Here is a 21,532-nt window from a genome sequence, read left to right as displayed (position 1 = left end):
GCTACTGGTAATGTCACTGTCTATGTTGATGGTAAGGCATATCCTGGTGAGATTAGGGATGGTGTGGCCACTGTCATTATCGACAATTTAACTGCTGGTGATAAGACATTTGCTGTTGAGTATTCTGGTGACGGTAACTTCTCCGCTAACTACACAATTGGTAACTTGACTGTTAAGGAGGCTAAGGTTGTTCCTGACATGAAGGTCATCGATTATGGCAATGGTACTGTTGTTGTGGTTGTAGGTGATAATGCTACTGGTAATGTCACTGTTAAAGTGGGTGATAAGGAGTATAATGCTACTGTTGTCAACGGTACTGCTGTTGTTCAGCTTGATGGCAATGTGACTCCGGGCACACATGAAGTTGAAGTGATATACTCTGGTGATGCAACTCACGAGGCGTCCAATGCTACTGCTGAGATAACTGCTCCTAAGTATAACTCACCAATTAAAGTCGATGTCTCTGAAGTAACTGAAGGTGAACCTCTTGCTGTCACTGTTGAGGTTCCTGAAAACGCTACTGGTAATGTCACTGTCTATGTTGATGGTAAGGCATATCCTGGTGAGATTAAGGATGGTGTTGCTGTTGTCACTATTGACAATTTAACTGCTGGTGATAAGACATTTGTTGTTGAGTATTCTGGTGACGGTAACTTCTCCGCTAACTACACAATCGGCAACTTCACTGTCAAAGAGGCTAAGGCAGTTCCTGACATTAAAGTCATCGATCAAGGTAACGGTACTGTTGTTGTGGTTGTCGGTGATAATGCTACTGGTAATGTCACAGTTAAAGTCGGAAACGATACCTACACTGCTGAAGTAATCAACGGCACTGCTACAATAACATTGGACAATGTAACTCCTGGTAAAAACGATGTTGAAGTGATTTACTCAGGCGATAGTACTCATGACGCTTCTTCAATCAACACTACTGTAACCGGTCCTAAGTATGACACTGCCTTCGAGATTAATGTCACTGAAGTGACTGAAGGTGAAACCGCTACAGTTACCGTTAAAGTTCCTGAAAATGCCACTGGTAATGTGACTGTAACAATTGATGGTCATAAATACGCTGCTGAAATCGTAAACGGCACTGCTACAATACCAATAAGCAATTTAACTGCTGGTGATAAGTCACTCGTCGTTGAATATTCCGGTGATGACAATTATGCTTCCAACTACACTGTCTCTAACTTCAAGGTTGATGAGGCTAAGGTTGTTCCTGACATGAGGGTCATTGATTACGGCAACGGTACTGTTGTTGTGGTTGTAGGTGATAATGCTACTGGTAATGTCACTGTTAAAGTGGGTGATAAGGAGTATAATGCTACTGTTGTCAACGGTACTGCTGTTGTTCAGCTTGATGGCAATGTGACTCCGGGCACACATGAAGTTGAAGTGATATACTCTGGTGATGCAACTCACGAGGCGTCCAATGCTACTGCTGAGATAACTGCTCCTAAGTATAACTCACCAATTAAAGTCGATGTCTCTGAAGTAACTGAAGGAGAACCTCTTGTCATTACAGTTAATGCTCCTGAAGGCGCTACAGGCAATGTCACAGTTTATGTTGATGGTAAGGCATATTCTGGTGAGATTAAGGATGGTGTTGCTGTTGTCACTATCGACAATTTAACTGCCGGTGATAAGACATTTGCTGTTGAGTATTCTGGTGACGGTAACTTCTCAGCCAACTACACAATCGGCAACTTGACTGTTAAGGAAGCCAAGGCTGTTCCTGACATGAAGGTTGTTGACTACGGCAACGGCACTGTTGTTGTGGTTGTCGGTGATAATGCTACAGGTAACGTAACAGTTAAAGTCGGAAATGACACATACACTGCTGAGGTCATAAACGGAACCGCTACAATAACTGCAGATAATCTGATTCCGGGCAAAAACAGCGTTGAGGTAATCTACAGCGGAGACGACACTCATGCGTCTTCATCCGTAAACGCTACCGTAACCGGACCTAAATATGATTCCCCAATCGAAATCATAACAGTTCCTGGCGGTGTCGGTGAAGATACAGTAATCACAGTTAAAGCTCCTGAAGACGCAACAGGAAATGTGACAATCGAAGTTGACGGCGTAAAATACACTGCAGAAGTGATTAACGGAACTGCCACTGTCAGAGTCAATAACCTGACTGAAGGAACCAAGACAATAGCTGTCGAATACACAGGTGATGAAAACTACCAAGGCGCACACACAACAGCTACAGTCACCGTATCCAAAGTCAAATCACACGTAAGCGCTACAGTAACTGACATCAACGTCGGTGAAAACGTGACAATAACAGTAACAGTTCCTTACGATGCAACCGGACAGGTGCTTATTGACATTGACGGCGTTGGATACTACGTAAACGTAACAAACGGTACAGGAACCATACAAATACCTCGCATGCCGAATGGAATCTATCCTGTAAACGTAACATACATTGGTGATGACAAATACCTCCCAAGCAGCAACTACACAGTATTTGACGTGAACAAGGTTCCATCATATGTGATTCCAACAGCCAAAAACATATTGGTAGGCCAGAACGAAGTAATCATGTTTGAAGTTCCAAAAGACGCAACAGGCAATCTCACTGTCATCATTGATGGTGAAGAGTTCACATTTGACTTGGATGAAATCCTAGGCGCACCGATCTATGAGGACGGCAAATTCTCAGTGGCTGTCAGCGACGGTCAGGGAATACTTGTAATTTCAGGACTGCCAAAAGGCACATACACAGTGACAGTAACATACAACGGAAACTACAAATACCTGAAATCAACCAATACAACAACATTCATTGTAAGTCAAAAAGACACTGAAATGAGTGTTGCAGATCAGGGAAACCGCACTGTTAAAGTATATGTTTCAGACAATGCGACAGGTAATGTGACTGTTAGAGTCGGAAACCAGACATACACTGCTGAAGTAATTGACGGCGTTGCTACAGTCAACCTGAATAACGTATCCGGCGGAGTCCATGACATTGAAGTGGTTTACTCAGGTGACAACGACCATGCATCAAAAACAATAGAGTCAAGTGTCGCAATCCCTAAATTGGTTACTGAAATCAGCGTCACAGGACATGACATCTATGTTGGAGACACAGAATACATTGTTGTAACAGTTCCTGAAGACGCAACAGGCATAATATTCATTGAAATCAATGCAAGACAGTACAATGCCACAATCAAAAACGGAACCGCAACATTCGAGGTTGACGGTTTGGCTGTGGGCAACAAGACAATTGCAGTGACATACTGGGGAGATGACAGGTATGATGCAAACTTCACCACCGGCCAGTTTGAAGTTAAGAAAATCACTTCAAAAGTCGATGCATCTTCAAAAGACATCAAAGTCGGAAAAGATGAAAACATCAAGATTTCCGTTCCTGATGATGCAACAGGACGTGTGACAGTAACAATTGACGGCATTGACTATTCAGGAGAAATAAGGAATGGAAGAGTAACAATACCGGTTTCAAACCTTCCTGCCGGCGAATATACTGCCATTGTAACATATCACGGTGACGACAAATACCTGCCAAGCGAAACTACAACACGCTTTGTAGTCACAAAGTCCAAGGCACCGATTTCCGCTGACGGGGACTACATTGAGATAGGTGACGACGGAACCGTAACAGTAAATCTTCCTGAAGATGCAACAGGAACAGTAACAATTACTGTGGATGGCAAGAAATACACTTCAAAGGTCATAAACGGTAAGGCAATATTCAAAGTGCCGGGATTGAATAAAGGTGAACATAAAGTTGATGTTTACTACTCAGGTGATGACAAATACGATGCCAACGAAACCATAACCGACATTGTTGTGGATGACAATAACAATAATAATCACGGAGAAGGTCACGGTTCAAACAAGGCTGAAGGCATTGCATTATCAAGCTATGAAACAGGTAATCCGATATGGGTATTGCTGCTGATCATATTGGCTGTCGGCACAGCGCAATTGAGAAGATTCAGGAAATGATTCTTCCTGATTTTTCATTATTTTTTTAAAAATTGGTAAATTTGTATCAGTTGATATATATTACCAACTTCTTCTTTAATTTTTTATTATGCAACACTTATTTTAATCACATTAACGACTGATATTTTACATAATAAATCTAAAACTTTCAATATACTTGCTCGTTATTTCAATTAAAATGGTGGAAAAATCGAAGCCTCTTGCGGCATGAAAAAAGAGAGGTCATGGCCAAAACATTGGGGTCATGTTTCAACAAAAAAAGAAAAATGTGGGAAATGAATTCCCAAAAATTATTTGACTGTTATTTTCACGGATTTGCTTGAAGCTTTATATGTTGAGTCACCGGCAAATTTAATCTTGGCAGTGTATTTGCCTTTTTTGGTTATCTTAAGGCTGAATTTGGCAATGCCTTTCGCATCTGTTTTTGCAGTATATGTTTTGCCGTTGACGGTCAATGTCAATTTTTTGCCTTTGTAGAGGTAGGTTTTACCGTCAAATGCATTTTTAACAGTCTTTAAAGTTACGCTGAATGATTTTGTTTTTGCTTTCACTTTAAATGTCTTTGCAGAAGAGGTTATTATTGTTTTCTTCTTGCTGACTGTTAGCTTTGTCACTGCCAAAGATGAAGCAAGATAGCTTTCATCGCCTTTAAATGAAATTGCACATGTGTATACATTGGCTGTTGCCAGATTGACCTGCAGACTTCCGATGCCTTTGTCATTTGTGGTTGCGTTGTAAATTGCACAGTCAAATGCCATCTGCACGCTTTTGTTTGATATTGTGCTGCCGTTTGCATCTGTTAATGTGAATGTTAAAAATCCGCCTTTCTCGTCGCCCTTATTGTCGCATGCAGCAAATCGAAGCTTGGAGCAACCACAATTTAAGCAAAGCAAGAATTTTTTTGTTCAGTTTTATATTTGAAGTCATAAGAATCATCATTTCATTTAATCGATACTTATATTTTTGAAGTGCAATAAGGTATAAATCGAAGTATCATTTTTTAAAAATCAGATGAAATATGATTTTCGCCAAAAAATAACATGTAAATCTATTTATATAATTTCGAACAAAAATCTAGTTGATAATTATGGTTGAAGCGATAATGATTAATTGGGTATATGTAATCCTTCTGTTTATTTTGGGTTTCATTACATACTACAGGAAATCCCTGGACCTCTTCGGTTCCGCAGTCATGATTATAATGGGCATTGTAATCATATTCTCGGCGGGAGCCAACTGGCTTCTTCTCATTGTGCTGTTTTTAGTAATGTCCCTGCTCGCCACTAAATACTCAAGAAAATACAAGATGTCCCTTGGTGAATTCGAGGGAAGGCGTACTTCCAAAAACGTAATCTCCAATGGTGTGGTTGCATGTTTCATGGCGGCATTCGGAGGATATTATCTGCCGTTTGTCGGAGGTTTCATAGGGGCAATCGCCACTGCAACAGCAGACACTTTGGCCTCTGAAATCGGAGTGCTTGACCAGCATCCTCGCTTGATTACCACATTCCAAAAGGTGGATCCGGGTACCAACGGTGCGGTTTCAGTTCTTGGAACTGCAATAGGAATTGTAGGCGCTGCAATCATCGGTATTGCATCATATCTATTGGGCATCATGCCTGACTCATTGACAGCAATTGCCGTTTCAATAATTTCCGGAACAATAGGTTGTTTTGCAGACAGCATATTAGGTGCCGTTCTTGAAAACAGGCATATCATCAATAATGAACATGTTAATCTGATTGCAACTGTCGTCGGCGCTCTTGTTGGAATCATATTGATGTAACTCTTTTTTCGGTTGATTAAAATCAGAATCTTCATTTAAAAATCAGCTGATATTAATGAATTATCAGCTTTCACAGGTTTAAGCATTGAAGAAATTAATAAATTATAATTTCTGTTTTTAAAGTTAATTGATTAATTTCAATTAATTATTTTTTAATTTTTTCATGAACTCATTTTAAATAATTATTTTAACTATTAAAAATAAAGATTATTTTAGTATATTTTATTAAGGTGATATTTATGAAAGGTCTTATTTTAATCATGGACGGGATGGGTGACCGTCCAATTAAAGAATTAGGAAATAAAACTCCTCTCGAAGCCGCCCACACTCCAAATATGGACAAGATGGCCGAAGAAGGAATTACAGGAATCATGGACTCAATAGCTCCTGGAATCATCCCTGGAAGTGACACAGCACACCTGTCAATTTTAGGTTACGACCCATATGAAGTCTACACTGGAAGAGGTCCATTCGAAGCCAATGGTGTCGGTGTTGAAGTCCTGCCTGGCGACATTGCATTCAGATGCAACTTCTCAACAGTCGATGACGATTTAGTCGTCACAGACAGGCGTGCCGGAAGAATCAAGGAAGGAACCAAAGACATAGTCGATGTTTTAAACACTATGGTTCTTGAAGACTATCCTGACGTTAAAATCATATTCAAGGAATCCACAGGCCACAGGGCAGTTTTGGTTTTAAGGGGCGAAGGCCTTTCAGGAAAGGTCAGCGACGCAGACCCTAAGGTTGAAGGAAACAAGCCTAAAGAGGTAAAACCTCTTGATGACACCCCGGAAGCCGCAAAAACAGCAGACATCCTAAACAAGCTGGTCGTCAAAACCTATGAAATGAGCAAGGACCATCCTGTCAATGTCAAAAGAATCGAAGCAGGCGAGCCTCCGGCAAACATCGTGATTCCACGTGGAGCAGGCGAAGTCCCTAGCGTCGAGCCTCTAAACGACAAGTATGAAGTAAACTCCGCATGCATTGCAGAAACCGGCCTCATCATGGGAATCGGAAGGTTTGCAGGAATGGACATCATTGAAATGGAAGACGTGACCGGCGGAATCGACACAAACCTGGACAACATCCGTGACACAATAATCGACCAGGTGAAAAACTCAGAGCACGACTTCTTTTTAATCAACATTGACGGTGCCGATGAGGCAGGCCATGACGGCCAAATCAAGGAGAAAAAGGAATTCATAGAAAAGGTCGATGAAGTCGTCATGAGTGAACTCATCAAACTTGAAGATGTTTACATTTATCTCACAGCCGACCATTCAACCCCAATTTCAGTCAAAAACCACTCAGGAGACCCGGTGCCTGTAATAATCAGGGGTCCTGAAGTAAGGGTTGACGACGTCAAGGAATTCTCCGAAAGGGCATGCGCAAAAGGCGGATTAAACAGAATCAGAGGGTCAGATGTAATGAACATCATGATGGACTTGATGAATTACGCCCACAAGTTCGGAGCGTAGGTGAGGGCATGGCAGCAAAAAAACTCTTTGGAACATCCGGAATCAGGGGGCTCATAGGCTCTGAAGTGACATGTGAACTTGCATTGAATGTCGGTAAATCCCTTGCATACTATCTTGGAAACGAAGGAACAGTCGTGATAGGTTATGATACAAGAACCACCAACAGGATGCTTGACCAGGCAATATGCGCAGGGCTTCTTGAAAGCGGCGTTGACGTGGTCAAAATAGGAATGGTTCCAACTCCATTGGTGGGTTATGCTACCGAAAAGCTCGATGCAGATGCGGGAATCATGCTTACAGCATCACACAACCCTTCCCCCTACAACGGAATCAAGCTGTGGAACAAGAACGGTATGGCATACACATCCGCTCAGGAAGCGAAAATCGAGGAAATCTATGCAAATAAGGATTACATTTCAGTAAGCTGGGACAAGGTAGGTTCCCTAAGCGTCAATGAAGAGATAAAAGGAAGATACGTTGACGACTTGGTGGATATGGTAGACATCAAAGATGGATTGAAAGTGGTCATCGACTGCGCATCAGGTGCCGGAAGCGAAATATCACCTTTAGTATTCAGAAAGACAGGATGCGAAGTGACAACCCTGAACTCACAGCCTGACGGATTTTTCCCAGGAAGAAACCCTGAGCCTAATGCTGAAAACCTTGGAAATCTGATGAAGACTGTTGTGGCAATCGGAGCAGACCTTGGAATTGCACACGACGGTGACGCAGACAGGATGATAACAGTTGATGAAGAGGGCAACATCTCACCGTTCGACTCACTTCTTGCACTCATCTCAAAACACTTCGACGGAGACATTGTAACAACCGTCGATGCAGGACTGTGCATGGACGAATCCGTAAAAGGGGAAGTGCTGAGAACTCCTGTAGGTGACGTCAATGTGGCCGAAGTGATAATTGAAAAGAATGCGGCATTCGGCGGTGAGCCATCAGGAACATGGCTGCATCCGGACTTCTGCATGTGTCCGGACGGAATCCTTTCAGGTTTGAGGATGGCTGAAATAGTCTCAAAAGAAGGAAAACTTTCTGATTTGCTTGCGCAAATCCCTTCATATCCGAATATCCGTGAAAAGATCACCTGCTCAAAAGAGGCTAAAATCAAGGTGATGGAAAACATGGAGGAACTACTCAAGGGTGCATTTGACGATATCGTTGATGTCAATTCAATCGATGGCGTAAGGCTTACACTTGCAGATGACAGCTGGGTGCTTGTAAGGCCATCCGGAACAGAGGACTACATAAGAATAACCCTTGAATCAAGAGATGCAGACCGTGCAGAAGAAATAAAAGACAAATGCGTAAAGATCATTAATGATAATTTATAGGTGATATAATGGTAGAAGGACCACAAAAGATAGATGATTTCATAAACGATGCAGAAGTGTTTTACTTGGCGACCGTGGACGGCGACAAACCGAAAGTCAGACCTTTAGGTTTCCACCTTTTAAAGGATGGCAAAATCTACTTCGGCATCGGAAATCAAAAAGAAGTATGCAAGCAACTGACCGCAAACCCTAACGTTGAAATTTCAGCCGTTGTCGGAACTGACTTCTTAAGATACTACGGAAAGGCAGTATTTGAAGAAACCTACGAGTTTGCAGACAGCATTGTTGCTGGAAACGAGTTCCTGCAAGGAATATACAATGACGAAACCGGTTTCAAACTGGCAATTTTCCACCTGGAAGATGCCACCGCAGAACTGCGCGACATTACCGGTGCAATAATGGAATCTTATAATTTCTAATTATATCATTCCTTTTTTCTTTTTTTTCAAAATCAGTCGATTAAATTATCTGTTTTTAAAGTTAAAATAAAAAAAAGTTCTTTAAAGAAAATTAATTCTTTAAAGATTATCCTGCTATTCTTTCAAATCCTTTTGTAGCAAGCAATTTTGTAAATGAACCTTCAGGTTTCATGAGAATGTTTCCATGTGAATATTCCTCAAGGGCCTTTTGAACCATTGCGCTTTTCTTTTCAGGATTTTTTGTTGCATTGGCAATGGCTTTGGCCAATACCATTACAGCATCTCCTCTGGACATGGTTCCAGGAACATTTTCACTACCTGCATAACCGTTATATGCGTCATTCGAACGAATCACGTCAACGGCACTAAGGTTTGTCACTTCTCCGTCCACGTAAAGTGGTCTTGCAGCATCAATTACATTTTCGATTGCTTCGTCGTAAACGATAACCACCGCATCGGCATGCATACCGGTATTTGCCTCTACAATCTCTTTTGCATAGTCCATACCCTGGTTAGGGTCGTCCCACAGACAGTCGTGAAGGTACATGCGTCCGCTCAGACCGCCAGGTGCAGGCTGTGAAGGGTGAGTCATACCTCCCGGATACACTGGTGTCCAGTTGGCAAGTGATCCGTTTTCGAGATGAACCATATATGCCATGTCGACACTTCCGTTAGGCTGTTCGTCTTTACCTGAAGCCAATACTAAAATATTTTTACTTTCTGCTGTTAAATCGGGAGTCATGAACAATGTGCCTGCTATGAACACTATCTGCCCGATTAAAATCACGAGAAGTATTCCTATAATTAGTTTTTTTGATCTCTTCATTTTTTAATTCCTTAATTTGAATTTAAAATCAAGTTGTAATAATTAATTTCAGTGTAAAAGTATAACGAATTTAACTTAATCTTATCTATTTATTTAATCATTAAGTTATATAAACATTAAGTAAATTTTTGATAAAAAGCCAAAAAGAGTAAAAGATATTTTCAAATTAAAAAAAATTTTTGAGAAGAAGAATTATTCTTCTTCTGCAATAAATGCGTCTACTCCAAGAGCAGCACATTCTGGGCAAACCCAGTCGTCTGGCATGTCTGCAGGAGTTGCTCCAGCAGGAATGTTGTAAGCAGGGTCGCCTTTTTCTGTATCAAATCTGTATTCGCAGTGTAAACATACATAGACAGTCATTTTAATAATCTCCTTTTAAGTTTCACTGTTACAAAGTAACAGCTAATTATGTTTTCACTATATTCTTAATATTATTTATAATTACTTATTTGATAGGTAAAGTTAATTTATAAGTTATGAGTTACACATATAATATTATTAGATTAGATTTAAGGGGATAGTCAAAGTGAAAGCAATTATTTTAAGTGCTGGTGAAGGTTCCAGAATGAGGCCGTTAACACTAACAAAGCCTAAAACCATGTTGCCAGTCGCTGGAAAACCTATCATTCAATATAACATTGAATCATTGAGAGCCAACGGAATCAAAGATATTTTGTTGATTGTACGTTATAAGGAAGAGATGGTTCGTGATTATTTCGGTGATGGAAGCGAGTTCGGTGTGAACATTTCATACAAGACTCAGGATGATTTTTTAGGAACCGCAAATGCGATTTCCTATGGAAAGGACTTCATTGAAGACAGTCTTATAGTTTTGAACGGAGACATCATTCTGGATGATGAAATCATCAATGAAATCATAAAGAAATACAACTACATGAAGCCGGACACACTGATGGTTCTCACGGAAGTGGAGGATCCGTCTGCATTCGGTGTAGTCGAAATCGAAGACGGAAACATCAAAAAGATTGTCGAAAAGCCTAAAAAGGAAGAGGCACCAAGCAATCTGGTCAATGCTGGAATATACATATTCAACAAGGACATCTTCGATAAGATAGAAAACACTGAACTTTCCGAACGTGGAGAATATGAGATTACAGATTCGGTGTCAATGCAGATAGCTGACGGCAAGACAGTAATCGGCCATAAAACCAACAAGGATTGGATTGATGTCGGCCGCCCATGGGAGCTCATTGAAGTCAATGAAGAGCTCATAAGCCAACTTGAAACAGAAATCAAGGGGGTAATCGAGGACGGCGTTCACATACATGGTGAAATATTTTTGGATGAGGGAAGCATAATCCGTTCAGGAGTTTACATTGAAGGAAACGTTTACATAGGAAAGAACTGTGACATAGGTCCTAACTCCTATATCAGGGGCAATTCCTACTTCGGTGACCATGTACATGTCGGAAATGCGGTTGAAATCAAAAACTCAATCGTCATGGAAAACACCAACGTCAGCCATCTTAGTTATGTCGGAGACTCAGTAATCGGGTCCAACTGCAACATTGCCGCCGGAACAAACATCGCAAACCTGCGTTTCGACAACCGTCCGGTCAAGACAAAAATCAAAAACCAGATGATAGACAGCGGAAGAAGAAAGCTGGGTTCAATCATCGGAGATTCCGTCAAGACAGGAATCAACTCAAGCTTTTCACCTGGCGTAAAGGTCGGACACAACTCAACAATAGGTTCTGGGGTTTTACTGTATGATGATGTCCCCTCCGATACACGCGTATTGGTAAAACAGAATCATATAATACAAGACAAGAATAAGAAAAAAGAATAAAAATCGGCGATATTATGGAAAATAAAAAAGACTCTATTGTAATATGCCCAGGCGCACAGGTAATCGGAAATGTTGAACTCGGAGAGGACGTCTCCATATGGCACGGTGCCGTATTGAGGGGAGATACCGACTCCATAACAATCGGAAACAATTCCAATGTTCAGGACAACTGTGTTGTTCACTGCACAAAAGGTTTTCCAGTAGTGATAGGCGAAAACGTTTCTGTTGGCCACGGCGCAGTCGTTCACGGTTGCACACTGGACGACAACGTTTTGATAGGAATGAACGCAACAGTACTGAATGGCGCACACATATCCAAAAACTCAATAGTCGGTGCGGGAGCTGTAGTAAGTGAAGGAAAGGAATTTCCAGAAGGAAGCCTGATTTTAGGCGTTCCGGGAAAAGCGGTCAGGCAACTCTCAGACGAACAGATTGCTCACATTCAGGAAAATGCGGACAATTACGTTAAACTTTCTAAACAATATGCGGAAGATTGATGATGAAGGCAAGAAAGATAGTAGATGAAATGGATTCATATGTTCCGGGCAGGTCTCAGGGAGAGATTGCTGAGGAATTCGGACTGAACAAGGATGAGATAATAAAATTGGGATCCAATGAAAATCCATGGGGTCCTTCTCCAAAGGCAATGCAGGCCATCAGGGATGAAATCAGCTCAATAAACAGGTATCCTGAATCCCAGTTGAAAGAGCTTGTAGCAGAAATAGCCGAATACTCAGGCGTTAATGACAATCAGGTAATCATCGGCGGAGACGGTGCAGACGAAATCATTGACGTTCTGGCAAAGACATTCATAGATGAAGGCGACGAGTTCATAGTGCCTCTGCCGTCCTACATGTACTATGAATACCTGCTCCAGCAGTACGGGGCACATCCTGTCTATGCGAAATGGAACCTCGACAAAAACGAACTGGACGTCGATTCCATCTTCGATGCAATCACAGACAGGACAAAGATGATATTTTTGTGCACTCCGAACAATCCTACAGGAACACTCATTGAAAAGGATGTCCTCAAAGACATCGCATCAAGAAATCCCGAAACGCTCATTGTCATCGATGAGGCTTACTTCGAATATTCAGAAGTCACAAACAAGGACTTAATCAACGAATTCGACAACATATTCATCATCCGCACAATGTCCAAGGTATTGGGACTTGCAGGAATGAGAATCGGTTACGGACTTGCATGCGAGCAGATTATCGAATACATGCACAGGATAAAGCCGGTATTCTCACTTACCAGACTGTCCTTTGTTGCGGCGCTCAATACTTTCAGGGACAAGGAATATATCAAGGATTCAATCGAAAAGGGAATAGAATCAAGACAATACTTATATGATGAGCTTTCAAAAATAGATTCCCTTAACGTGTTCCCGTCCAAATCCAATTTCATGCTTATTGGCATTAAGGACACAGGATTCACTGCTTCCGAATTGGCATTGGAACTTATGAAAAGAGGAATCATCGTCAGGGACTGCACTTCATTCAAGGGACTTGATGAATACTGGATTAGGATAAGCATCTGCACCCTTGAAGAGGACAAGAAATTCATTGAAATAATAAATGAGGTTTTAGGCTGATGTATGTTGGTGGATCTGTAATATCCTCTGTTGAGTTTCATGGAAACATGTCACTGGTCATCTTCATGTCAGGATGCCCTCTGACATGCAGATATTGCCATAATGTGGAGCTTTTGGATGACGCAACCGTCAAATCATTTGAAGAGATAAAGCAGGAAATAGACTCTTCAGCCGATTTTCTCGATGCTGTTGTGATTTCAGGCGGCGAACCTCTGATGCAGCTTGACGCGCTGATTGAAATATTCACATACGTCAGGCAAATAGGGCTTAAAACCAAACTCGACACCAGCGGAATCTATCCCGACAGAATTCAAAAGCTGTTGGATTTGAAGCTTCTCGACTTTGTTTCACTTGACGTCAAAACAGTATTTTCAAAATACAGAAAGATTACAGGTTCAAATGTCGGTTTCCAGGTTAAAAAATCAATGGAAATGATTCATGCAGACGAAAATGTCCATCTGGAGGCAAGAACAACCTACGTTCCTACACTCCACACCAAAAAGGACATCATTAATCTTGCAGATGACCTCAAAGCGGACATTTACACAATCCAGCAGTTCAGAAACAAGAATGTCCTCGACCCTGCCCTTGAGAAGGTTGCGGTTCCAAATCCCCATGACCTCGAAAAGCTGGCCCGTGAAATCATGCCTTATTTTGAAGGCCAGATAAAGGTGAAGTCAGCTGAATTCGGCGAAAGAACTATAGAATAAATTTTAAGGAGGAGTCAAATGCCTATTTTGTCATTTTCAAGTAATGATATTGATGTGATTACCGGTAAGAAAACAAGAACAATACGTAAAGCATGGAAGACTCCGCTTAAAAAGGGAGACCGGCTCTACTGCTATTGGAACCTGGTTTCCAAAGAAAAGATGAAAATCTTCGAGGCCCTGGTTACAGACGTTGAAAACATCTCATTTTCAGACATCAGGGATGATGACGAGCTTGCAAGAAACGAAGGTTTCAAGGATGCCTACGACATGCTTAGGGAATTCAAGAAGATGTACGGGGGCCATATTGATGATTCAGAGGAATTCCAGATAATCTATTTTGAAAAGCTTGACATTGACGATTGGAAAGGCGACAAGATTGATGAAAAGGCAATGATTACAAAAAGGGCGGATATCCTTTTCGACAGCGGTAAGTTCGACAAGTCCACAATGTGCTATGACGCTGCCCTTAGACTTGATCCTGATGATGTATATCTGCTGAACAAGCAGGGCGACAACCTTTCAAGGCTCGGCAAGTTCGACGAGGCCATAGACTGCTACGACAGGGCATTGGAATTCGAGCCAGACAATGAATATATTCTCAACAACAAGGCCATCGCTCTTCTCAATGCAGGAAGAATTGAAGAGGCATATAAGTCAAGTACCATAGCTTACAACTACCGTCCAAGTAGTCCGATTGTGCTTTATTGGAGAGGATTCATTCTGGAAATGCTTGGAAGATATGACCAGGCCCTAAGGGTTTACGATAAGCTGATAGTCATTGACGGCGAAAATCCCGAAGTGTGGAATGCAAGGGGAAACCTCCTGACTGATATGGGAAGGTTGGAAGAGGCCATTGAATCATTTGACAAGGCCGTTGAAGTATGTCTGGATGATTCTGAAATGGATGCAAGTGCAATCAACAGAATGGGCAATGCATATATTGATTTAGGCAAATTTGATGAAGCTTTGGAATGTTTCAATAAAGCAATTGCACTTGAAAAGCACAATATCGATTTTTTACTTAATAAGGGTGTTGTTCTGATGGAATTGGGCAAGTTTGAAGAGGCTGTTGACAGTTTCAACATGGTATTGCTTAGAAATCCGGACAATGAGGATGCATTTTTCCTTAAGGAAGAGTGTTTGGAATACTTCTAGAAATTTCTATTTTTTCATGCATATGTCAGTGAAATGCAATGCAGGTTTATGAACTGAAGTCATTTATTTTAAAAGTAGCTATTATTTTAATTAAGTTTTTTAGGGTGATGTTTATTTTAATTATATCTGGAAGCGATATAATTAAAACAAAAATTGTGGTGTTTTTCTATTTTTTGTATTTTTCAATTAAACTTATTCCCCAGTCTGTCATTTCGTCAGCTTTTTCCTGTGAGTCTGACTCTGCAAAGCATCTGAAGATCGGTTCGGTTCCGGATGGTCTGACAATCACCCATCCGTCTTCTTTTAGGATTTTAACTCCGTCTGTTAAATCAAGCTCAAAATCAGTGGTGGTTTTGATTTCTTCAGCAATGCTGTCCATGACGAATTCCTTCTCATCGTCAGGGCATTCGATTTTCATTTTGCTTGCATAGTAAACAGGAAGCTCTGATACAAGTTCTGATAAAGGTTTTTTCTCCTTTGCGATTATTTCAAGGATTTTGGCAACGGTCATCACAGCATCCCTTCCGTATACGAAGTCAGGGAAAATGAGTCCTCCGTTTTCTTCTCCACCGAAGAGTCCGTCTTCGTCCTTGAGTTTACGTGCAACAAGCAGGTCTCCAACGGCAGTAGCTATTACTTTGCCGTTGTATTCTTCTGCAACGTCATAGATTGCCTGGGATGTTGCAACGGTAGTGACAATTGTTCCTCCATTGTTTTCCTTAAGCATTTGCTTTTCAACGAGTGTGAATGTTTTGTCTCCTAAAACGAAGTTTCCTTTCTCATCAATACAGATTGTCCTGTCAGCATCTCCATCGTGTGCAAGACCGATGTCTGCATTCAATTCTTTGACGACGCTGATGAGTTCCTGAAGGTTTTCCTCGATCGGTTCAGGGTCACGGCCAGGGAAAAATCCATCAGCCTGTGAGTTCAGTGTAGTCACTTCACATCCGAGCTTTCTAATCAGGTATGGTGCGGTGTAGCATCCCGCTCCGCTTCCGCAGTCAACGACAACTTTCAGTTTGGCTTCACGAATGGCGTCAGCATCCACTTTGGATATTGCCTCGTCGACATATTCGTCGATGATTTTGTCATTGTGATAGATTTGGCCTATTTCAGACCAGTGTGCCCTTTTAGGTTCCTCATCAAAGTACAGCTTTTCGATTGCTATGTCCATTTCATCAGGTATTCCAATACCGAATTCATCCAGGAATTTAAGCCCGTTATATTTTGGAGGGTTGTGTGAAGCGGTAATCATCACTCCTCCGTCATAGTATTTGCGGACTGCATACTGAACGCCAGGCGTAGGAAGTATTCCTAAATCGACCACGTCACATCCGCTTGATAAAAGTCCAGCCTTAACGGCTTCCTTTAACATTAACGTTGATGTTCTTGTATCTCCTCCAACCGCTACGGTTCCTTGGATTTGGGTACCGTAACAGGCTGCAAGCCTTGATGCAAACTCGGGAGTCAAAACGTCATTTGCAGTTCTTCTGACTCCGAAAGTTCCGAATAATCTTTTTTTATCAGACATATTTTAATTTCCTATAAGTTTAATCATGTTTATTTTTGGTGTTCAATCAATAAATAACTATTTGTTAATTTCTTATTTTCAGCCTGTCTCCGCTTGATAAAATCATCTCCAAATCGGATTTGTACTCGGTGATTTTGCCGGTAACTTCCACTTTACGGTCTTTGAAGTCTTCAATATCAAAATTGTTCGATTGAATTTCCGCAACCTGATTTTCAAAAATTATAAGCTGTATCTGGCCTGTCCCGTCATTGATTGTTAAAAAATAGCTGCTTCCGGAAGAGGACCTTGCAACGTCGGTTACCACGCAGTCGACGCTAACCTCCTCGTCAATCATCGCTCGTGTGATGTCTTTTATTTCAACTTTCTTCACTTCGATTGTCGGTGTAAGGATTATAAGTCCGATTATTCCGACAAGGCATGTTATCAGTGCTATTTTAAGTAATTTGTCATCTGTAATTTCCATACGCTTTACTTGTCGTCAATGTTAAATATACTCGATAGGATTTCATCTTGTAAAATTTATTTATGTTTGTCGATATAGTATTATCATGTTTGAAAATCTAACAAAGATGGAAATGTTTGCAATGCTGACAGGCACATATACTGCATGTCTGATTATATCAAACATCATTGCTGGGAAAACCTTCGATTGCTTTTCACTTATTCTTCCGTGTTCCATCATAGTTTTCCCGCTCATCTATATTCTAAATGATGTTTTGACTGAAATCTATGGATATGAAAAGGTAAAAAAAGTAATTATTTTAGGTTTCATCATCAATGTCTTTGCAATTGTTTGCTACAATATCGCAATGGCACTTCCGGCTCCGTCATTTTTTGAAAATTCTCATGCATACAGTGTCGTTTTGGGAGCCACTTTAAGACTTCTTATAGCAGGATTCGTAGCATATTTCATAGGTTCATTCGTAAATGCAAAACTGATGGTGATGCTTAAGGAGTGGGATGAAGAAAAGCTATTTGTGAGATGCGTTTCTTCAACATTTTTTGGTGAAAGCCTTGATGCACTGATTTTCATCACATTGGGATTTTTCGGAACAATGCCTCTTGAGTCACTGGTCATAATGATTGCAACTCAGGCGATTGTCAAAACAATCTATGAGATACTGGTCTATCCGGTTACACGGACTGCTATTCTTTTTGTGAGAAAATTGCCTGAAAATTAATTTCCGGTATTGTACATTGAAATCAGCCTTTCAACTGTATCGGCATCCATCGGGCTTTTGTCCTTTCTTATGTTTTTGACAACAGGGAACCTTAAAGAATATCCTGTTTCGTATTCGGGAGATTCTACTATTTCTGAAAATGCAATTTCAAGAACGATTTTAGGCTCAACTTTTATCTCACGGCCTTTTGTTGAGATTTCAAGCTCCTTCATCTTGCCGGTCAGATATTCCAGTGTGGCATCGTCAAGGCCTGTTGCGGCATATGCAACTGTCTTGAATTCATTGTTTTCATCCCTCAGTGCCACAAGATATGATCCCACGAAATCTCCTCTTTTTCCGATGCCGTATGTTCCGCCGACGATTACCATGTCCAGGGTTTCAGGTTCGGCTTTGTATTTAAGCATCTTTTTGCCTCTTAGGCCTGGAATGTATGGTTCCTTGCAGTCTTTGATCATTATTCCCTCATGGCCGCCTTCGATTGATGTTTCAAAGAGTTCCTGAAGTTCATCGATGTTGTCTGGAGTTCCGACCTTCATTGTACTGAGGTTCATTTCATCAACGGACGCATCCACAATCTCTTCAAGAATCTCACGCCTTTTGGACAGAGGTTCGTCAATCATCGGAACCTTATAGTACAGCACGTCAAAGAGGTACAGTTTCAAAGGCACGTTTTCCATCGCTTCCTCAACGTTGTGTTTTCTTCTCACCCTGTGGAGGATGTTCTGGAATGGGAGAGGCTTTCCGTTCCTAGTGGCTATGACTTCCCCTTCCACAATGTAGTCCTCATGAGGAAGGTATTCGTCAAAGAGTTCAACGATTTCAGGCAGGGCATGTGTGATGTTTTCAAGCCTTCTGGTGAATATCCTGATTTCATCGCCGTTTCTGTGGACCTGTAATCTGATGCCGTCATATTTTGTCTCACATATTGCACAGCCCATTTCCGGAATGATTTCCTCAAGAGGGGGTGCAAGCTGGGCAAGCATTGGCTTTACAGGGGTTCCCGGTGTCAGGTTAAGCTTTTCAAGGCCTGCTGCTCCTTCATCCTTTGCGGTTCTGGCAACGACTGAAAAGTCATTTGTAAGCATCTGTGCCCTTTCGACAACCTTCTTGTCAATGTCGAAAGCCTGAGCTATTGCATCACGCACGACTCCGTCACCGACGCCTATTCTCAACTCTTCGGTTATGGTACGTGTCAGATATTTGGCTTCTGTAGCGCTTGCCTGTGAAAGTAATTCTAAGATAATTGCGATTTTGCGGTTTGTTGAGCGTGAGCCGGAAATCTGGGAGAGCTTTCGAAGGCTGTTGAATACAAAATCGATTGTCAGGGGCTGGGAGAAAAATGTCATCTGGGACTTTTTGGCATATAATTTGATGCATGCAAGACCGATGTCTCCTTCATCACGAACGGCATCCTCAACGGCAGCCTGTGTTGTTCCGACTGCTTCTGCAACTGCCCTTTCAACCAGCTTTCCGCCGATGCCTATTTCCTCTGAGCTCCATGCAGGGAACACAACTCCAAGAATCAACAGTCCGACCTTTTCAATGGTGTCGGAGTCAAGTTTCTTTAGAAATTCTGAAATGATTTCAGTTTTCTCAAGTCTTTTTGTGGTGGCTTCAAGGGCGGAGTAGACGTCCACAAGTTCCTGGTATTTCATCAGAAATCACCTTTTGCTATTTTTACTGCGCAGTATTCTCCGCACATTGCGCACATCTCATCATCGTCCAGTTCGCATTTGTCACGGTATTTTCTAGGTTTTGACTTGTCAAGCGCCAGTTCGAATTGCGCATCCCAGTTAAATTCTCTTCTGGCCTTTGCCATCGCACGCTCACGTGTCCATGCTGAGTCAAGGCCTTTTGCAACGTCTGCTGCTTCAGCGGCAATCTTTGATGCGATGACTCCTTCCTTGACGTCTTCAAGGCTTGGAAGTGAGAGGTGTTCTGCCGGTGTCACGTAACACAGGAAACTGGCCCCTGCTGTTGCTGCAATCGCTCCTCCGATGGCTCCGGTAATGTGGTCATAGCCGGGAGCTATGTCTGTTACGAGAGGACCCAATACATAGAACGGAGCTCCGTGACATATTGTCTTTTGGATTTCCATGTTTGCCTTGATTTGATTAAGAGGCATATGGCCCGGGCCTTCAACCATTACCTGGACATTGGCGTCCTGTGCCCTTTTTACCAGTCCTCCGAGATTGACAAGCTCTTGAATTTGAGGGATATCGCTTGCATCAGCAAGACAGCCAGGTCTCAGGCCGTCTCCCAGTGATAGTGTAATGTCGTATTCGTAAGATAACTCTAAAAGATAATCGTAATTTTCATATAGTGGGTTTTCCTTATCGTTGTGGTTAATCCAGGAGGCCATGAATGTTCCTCCACGGCTTACAATTCCCATCATTCTGTTTGCGGCTTTCAGTTTTTGAACAAGGTCTTTTGTAATTCCGCAGTGGAGTGTCATGAAGTCCACTCCCTCCTTTGCCTGGTTTTCAATGGATTTGAAGATGTCGTCAGGGTCCATGTCGATGATTTCCTTGCCTTTGCCAAGAGTGACGACTCCCGCTTCATAGATAGGCACTGTTCCGATGCATATGTCCACGGCATCCATGATCTTTTTCCGGAATAGCTTCAAATCGGATCCTGTTGAGAGGTCCATCAGAGCATCTGCACCGTATTCCTGGGCCAGTTTTGCCTTGTTGATTTCAAGCTCGATGTCATCGATTTTGGATGATGAACCGATGTTTGCATTGATTTTTGTCTTCAATCCTTCACCGATTCCGCATGGCTTTGAGTGGCCGTTAACGTTTTTTGGAATCACTACCAATCCCTTGTCAATCAATCTAGCTAGTTTGTTTACATCAATGTTTTCATATTCTGCAACATATTCCATTTCAGGGGTGATGTTGCCTTTTTGTGCTTCACTTTTCTGAGTCAAATTTATCCCTCGTGTTGACTAATCATTAATGATATTGTCCTTTCAAGTATATAGAATTAATTTTTTATATATTAATGACATAAAATTTTAGTGTAGGGAGATGTTAATATTAGAGTAATTTATTTTGATACCGAGACAAGCGGTCTTGACTGCAGGGATTGCAAAATAATCGAACTTGCAATGCTGACGGTTGAGGACGGCAAAATCATTGAGGAATATGATGAATTCATCAATATAGGACAGGCTATTTCACCTAAAATCATAAAGCTTACTGGCATCACCAATGCAATGCTTAAAGACGACGGCATCAGCGAGGAAAGGGTTGCCTGCGACCTGAAAAAAAGACTGACCAAAGGCACAGTAATGATTGCCCACAATGCCCAGTTTGACCTGTCATTCATTTACTTCCTGTTAAAGAGGCATTATCCGGATGAAGCTGATGACATTGTCCGCAACATGAAATGGCTCGACACACTGACAGTTTTAAAAGACAGGAAGGAGTATCCTCACAAATTGGCTGATGCGGTTGACCATTACGGCATTGATGAAGTCAATTTCCACAGGGCAATTGACGATACTAAGGCACTGTATGATGTTACTCAGGAACTGAAATTGGAACGTGATGATTTGGGAGAATACATTAACATATTCGGTTATAATCCTAAATACGGTCCTGACAAGTTCAGATTCCCGTTCATTACATATAAGGCACAGTACTATCAGCATTATGGAGTATTGCCTCCGGACAGGATTCTGCCTAGAAAATGA

The 21,532-nt window shown here is 41.6% G+C and carries 19 protein-coding genes; 12 read left to right on the top strand and 7 right to left on the bottom strand.

Features of this window, described 5'->3' with window-relative positions:
- Positions 1 to 3,993, top strand: a 3,993-nt coding sequence (locus Q0W26_RS03815) for an Ig-like domain repeat protein (RefSeq protein WP_298522586.1), incomplete at its 5' end; no start/stop codon positions are given.
- A gap of 290 nt (positions 3,994 to 4,283) precedes the next feature.
- Here Q0W26_RS03815 and Q0W26_RS03810 read toward each other — a convergent pair.
- Positions 4,284 to 4,886 (bottom strand): hypothetical protein, encoded by a 603-nt coding sequence (locus tag Q0W26_RS03810; protein WP_298522585.1) that lies wholly within the window; start codon positions 4,884 to 4,886, stop codon positions 4,284 to 4,286.
- 194 nt (positions 4,887 to 5,080) lie between these two features.
- On the opposite strand from Q0W26_RS03810, the gene Q0W26_RS03805 reads away from it, so the two are divergent.
- The 4 genes from Q0W26_RS03805 to Q0W26_RS03790 all read left to right on the top strand — a co-directional run bounded on the left by Q0W26_RS03805 (position 5,081) and on the right by Q0W26_RS03790 (position 9,022).
- Positions 5,081 to 5,779 (top strand): TIGR00297 family protein, encoded by a 699-nt coding sequence (locus Q0W26_RS03805; RefSeq protein ID WP_298522584.1) that lies wholly within the window; start codon positions 5,081 to 5,083, stop codon positions 5,777 to 5,779.
- Positions 5,780 to 6,018: 239 nt separating this feature from the next.
- Positions 6,019 to 7,257, top strand: a complete 1,239-nt coding sequence (locus tag Q0W26_RS03800; protein WP_298522583.1) for a 2,3-bisphosphoglycerate-independent phosphoglycerate mutase — start codon at positions 6,019 to 6,021, stop codon at positions 7,255 to 7,257.
- A gap of 8 nt (positions 7,258 to 7,265) precedes the next feature.
- A complete protein-coding gene (glmM, locus tag Q0W26_RS03795; RefSeq protein WP_298522582.1) occupies positions 7,266 to 8,603 on the top strand; it encodes a phosphoglucosamine mutase in 1,338 nt (445 codons plus the stop codon).
- 8 nt (positions 8,604 to 8,611) lie between these two features.
- On the top strand, positions 8,612 to 9,022 hold the full coding sequence (locus Q0W26_RS03790) for a pyridoxamine 5'-phosphate oxidase family protein (protein ID WP_298522581.1): 411 nt from the start codon (positions 8,612 to 8,614) through the stop codon (positions 9,020 to 9,022).
- A 106-nt stretch (positions 9,023 to 9,128) separates the two neighbouring features.
- On the opposite strand, the gene Q0W26_RS03785 is transcribed toward Q0W26_RS03790, so the two are convergent.
- Both Q0W26_RS03785 and Q0W26_RS03780 read right to left on the bottom strand, forming a co-directional pair.
- Entirely contained in the window at positions 9,129 to 9,848 is a 720-nt protein-coding gene (locus tag Q0W26_RS03785) for a DUF4012 domain-containing protein (protein WP_298522578.1), read from the bottom strand.
- Positions 9,849 to 10,040: 192 nt separating this feature from the next.
- Complete coding sequence (locus Q0W26_RS03780) at positions 10,041 to 10,208, bottom strand: rubredoxin (protein WP_298522576.1); 168 nt, start codon at positions 10,206 to 10,208, stop codon at positions 10,041 to 10,043.
- 166 nt (positions 10,209 to 10,374) lie between these two features.
- Here Q0W26_RS03780 and glmU point away from each other — a divergent pair, with 166 nt between their 5' ends.
- Genes glmU through Q0W26_RS03755 form a run of 5 tightly spaced genes read left to right on the top strand, consistent with a single transcriptional unit; the run spans position 10,375 to position 15,123 of the window.
- The gene (gene glmU / locus Q0W26_RS03775) at positions 10,375 to 11,658 is read left to right on the top strand and encodes a bifunctional sugar-1-phosphate nucleotidylyltransferase/acetyltransferase (protein WP_298522574.1); all 1,284 of its coding nucleotides are present in this window, start codon (positions 10,375 to 10,377) and stop codon (positions 11,656 to 11,658) included.
- A gap of 14 nt (positions 11,659 to 11,672) precedes the next feature.
- Positions 11,673 to 12,155, top strand: a complete 483-nt coding sequence (locus Q0W26_RS03770; RefSeq protein WP_298522571.1) for a gamma carbonic anhydrase family protein — start codon at positions 11,673 to 11,675, stop codon at positions 12,153 to 12,155.
- 2 nt (positions 12,156 to 12,157) lie between these two features.
- Positions 12,158 to 13,258 carry a histidinol-phosphate transaminase gene (gene hisC / locus Q0W26_RS03765; protein ID WP_298522588.1) on the top strand — a complete coding sequence of 367 codons (1,101 nt, stop codon included), beginning with the start codon at positions 12,158 to 12,160 and terminating at the stop codon, positions 13,256 to 13,258.
- Complete coding sequence (locus tag Q0W26_RS03760; protein ID WP_298522569.1) at positions 13,258 to 13,968, top strand: anaerobic ribonucleoside-triphosphate reductase activating protein; 711 nt, start codon at positions 13,258 to 13,260, stop codon at positions 13,966 to 13,968. Before hisC ends, Q0W26_RS03760 begins: the two co-directional genes overlap by 1 nt.
- An 18-nt stretch (positions 13,969 to 13,986) precedes the next feature.
- On the top strand, positions 13,987 to 15,123 hold the full coding sequence (locus Q0W26_RS03755) for a tetratricopeptide repeat protein (protein WP_298522567.1): 1,137 nt from the start codon (positions 13,987 to 13,989) through the stop codon (positions 15,121 to 15,123).
- A 166-nt stretch (positions 15,124 to 15,289) separates the two neighbouring features.
- On the opposite strand, the gene glmM (Q0W26_RS03750) is transcribed toward Q0W26_RS03755, so the two are convergent.
- Positions 15,290 to 16,654: a phosphoglucosamine mutase gene (gene glmM, locus Q0W26_RS03750; protein WP_298522565.1), complete on the bottom strand. Its 1,365-nt coding sequence runs from the start codon at positions 16,652 to 16,654 to the stop codon at positions 15,290 to 15,292.
- A gap of 64 nt (positions 16,655 to 16,718) precedes the next feature.
- Entirely contained in the window at positions 16,719 to 17,117 is a 399-nt protein-coding gene (locus Q0W26_RS03745) for an OB-fold nucleic acid binding domain-containing protein (protein ID WP_298522563.1), read from the bottom strand.
- An 85-nt stretch (positions 17,118 to 17,202) separates the two neighbouring features.
- Between Q0W26_RS03745 and Q0W26_RS03740 the strand changes: the two genes are divergently transcribed.
- Positions 17,203 to 17,835: a queuosine precursor transporter gene (locus Q0W26_RS03740; protein ID WP_298522561.1), complete on the top strand. Its 633-nt coding sequence runs from the start codon at positions 17,203 to 17,205 to the stop codon at positions 17,833 to 17,835.
- On the opposite strand, the gene Q0W26_RS03735 is transcribed toward Q0W26_RS03740, so the two are convergent.
- Both Q0W26_RS03735 and thiC read right to left on the bottom strand, forming a co-directional pair.
- The gene (locus Q0W26_RS03735) at positions 17,832 to 19,490 is read right to left on the bottom strand and encodes an ATP-dependent DNA ligase (RefSeq protein ID WP_298522559.1); all 1,659 of its coding nucleotides are present in this window, start codon (positions 19,488 to 19,490) and stop codon (positions 17,832 to 17,834) included. The two genes, Q0W26_RS03740 and Q0W26_RS03735, sit on opposite strands and share 4 nt — an antisense overlap.
- Positions 19,490 to 20,764: a phosphomethylpyrimidine synthase gene (gene thiC, locus Q0W26_RS03730; protein WP_298522557.1), complete on the bottom strand. Its 1,275-nt coding sequence runs from the start codon at positions 20,762 to 20,764 to the stop codon at positions 19,490 to 19,492. Before thiC ends, Q0W26_RS03735 begins: the two co-directional genes overlap by 1 nt.
- A gap of 108 nt (positions 20,765 to 20,872) precedes the next feature.
- On the opposite strand from thiC, the gene Q0W26_RS03725 reads away from it, so the two are divergent.
- On the top strand, positions 20,873 to 21,532 hold the full coding sequence (locus Q0W26_RS03725; RefSeq protein ID WP_342765333.1) for a 3'-5' exonuclease: 660 nt from the start codon (positions 20,873 to 20,875) through the stop codon (positions 21,530 to 21,532).

It is taken from the genome of uncultured Methanobrevibacter sp. (assembly GCF_947169325.1).
GTDB lineage: Archaea > Methanobacteriota > Methanobacteria > Methanobacteriales > Methanobacteriaceae > Methanocatella.
This window is presented reverse-complemented; position numbering and strand designations above follow the sequence as displayed.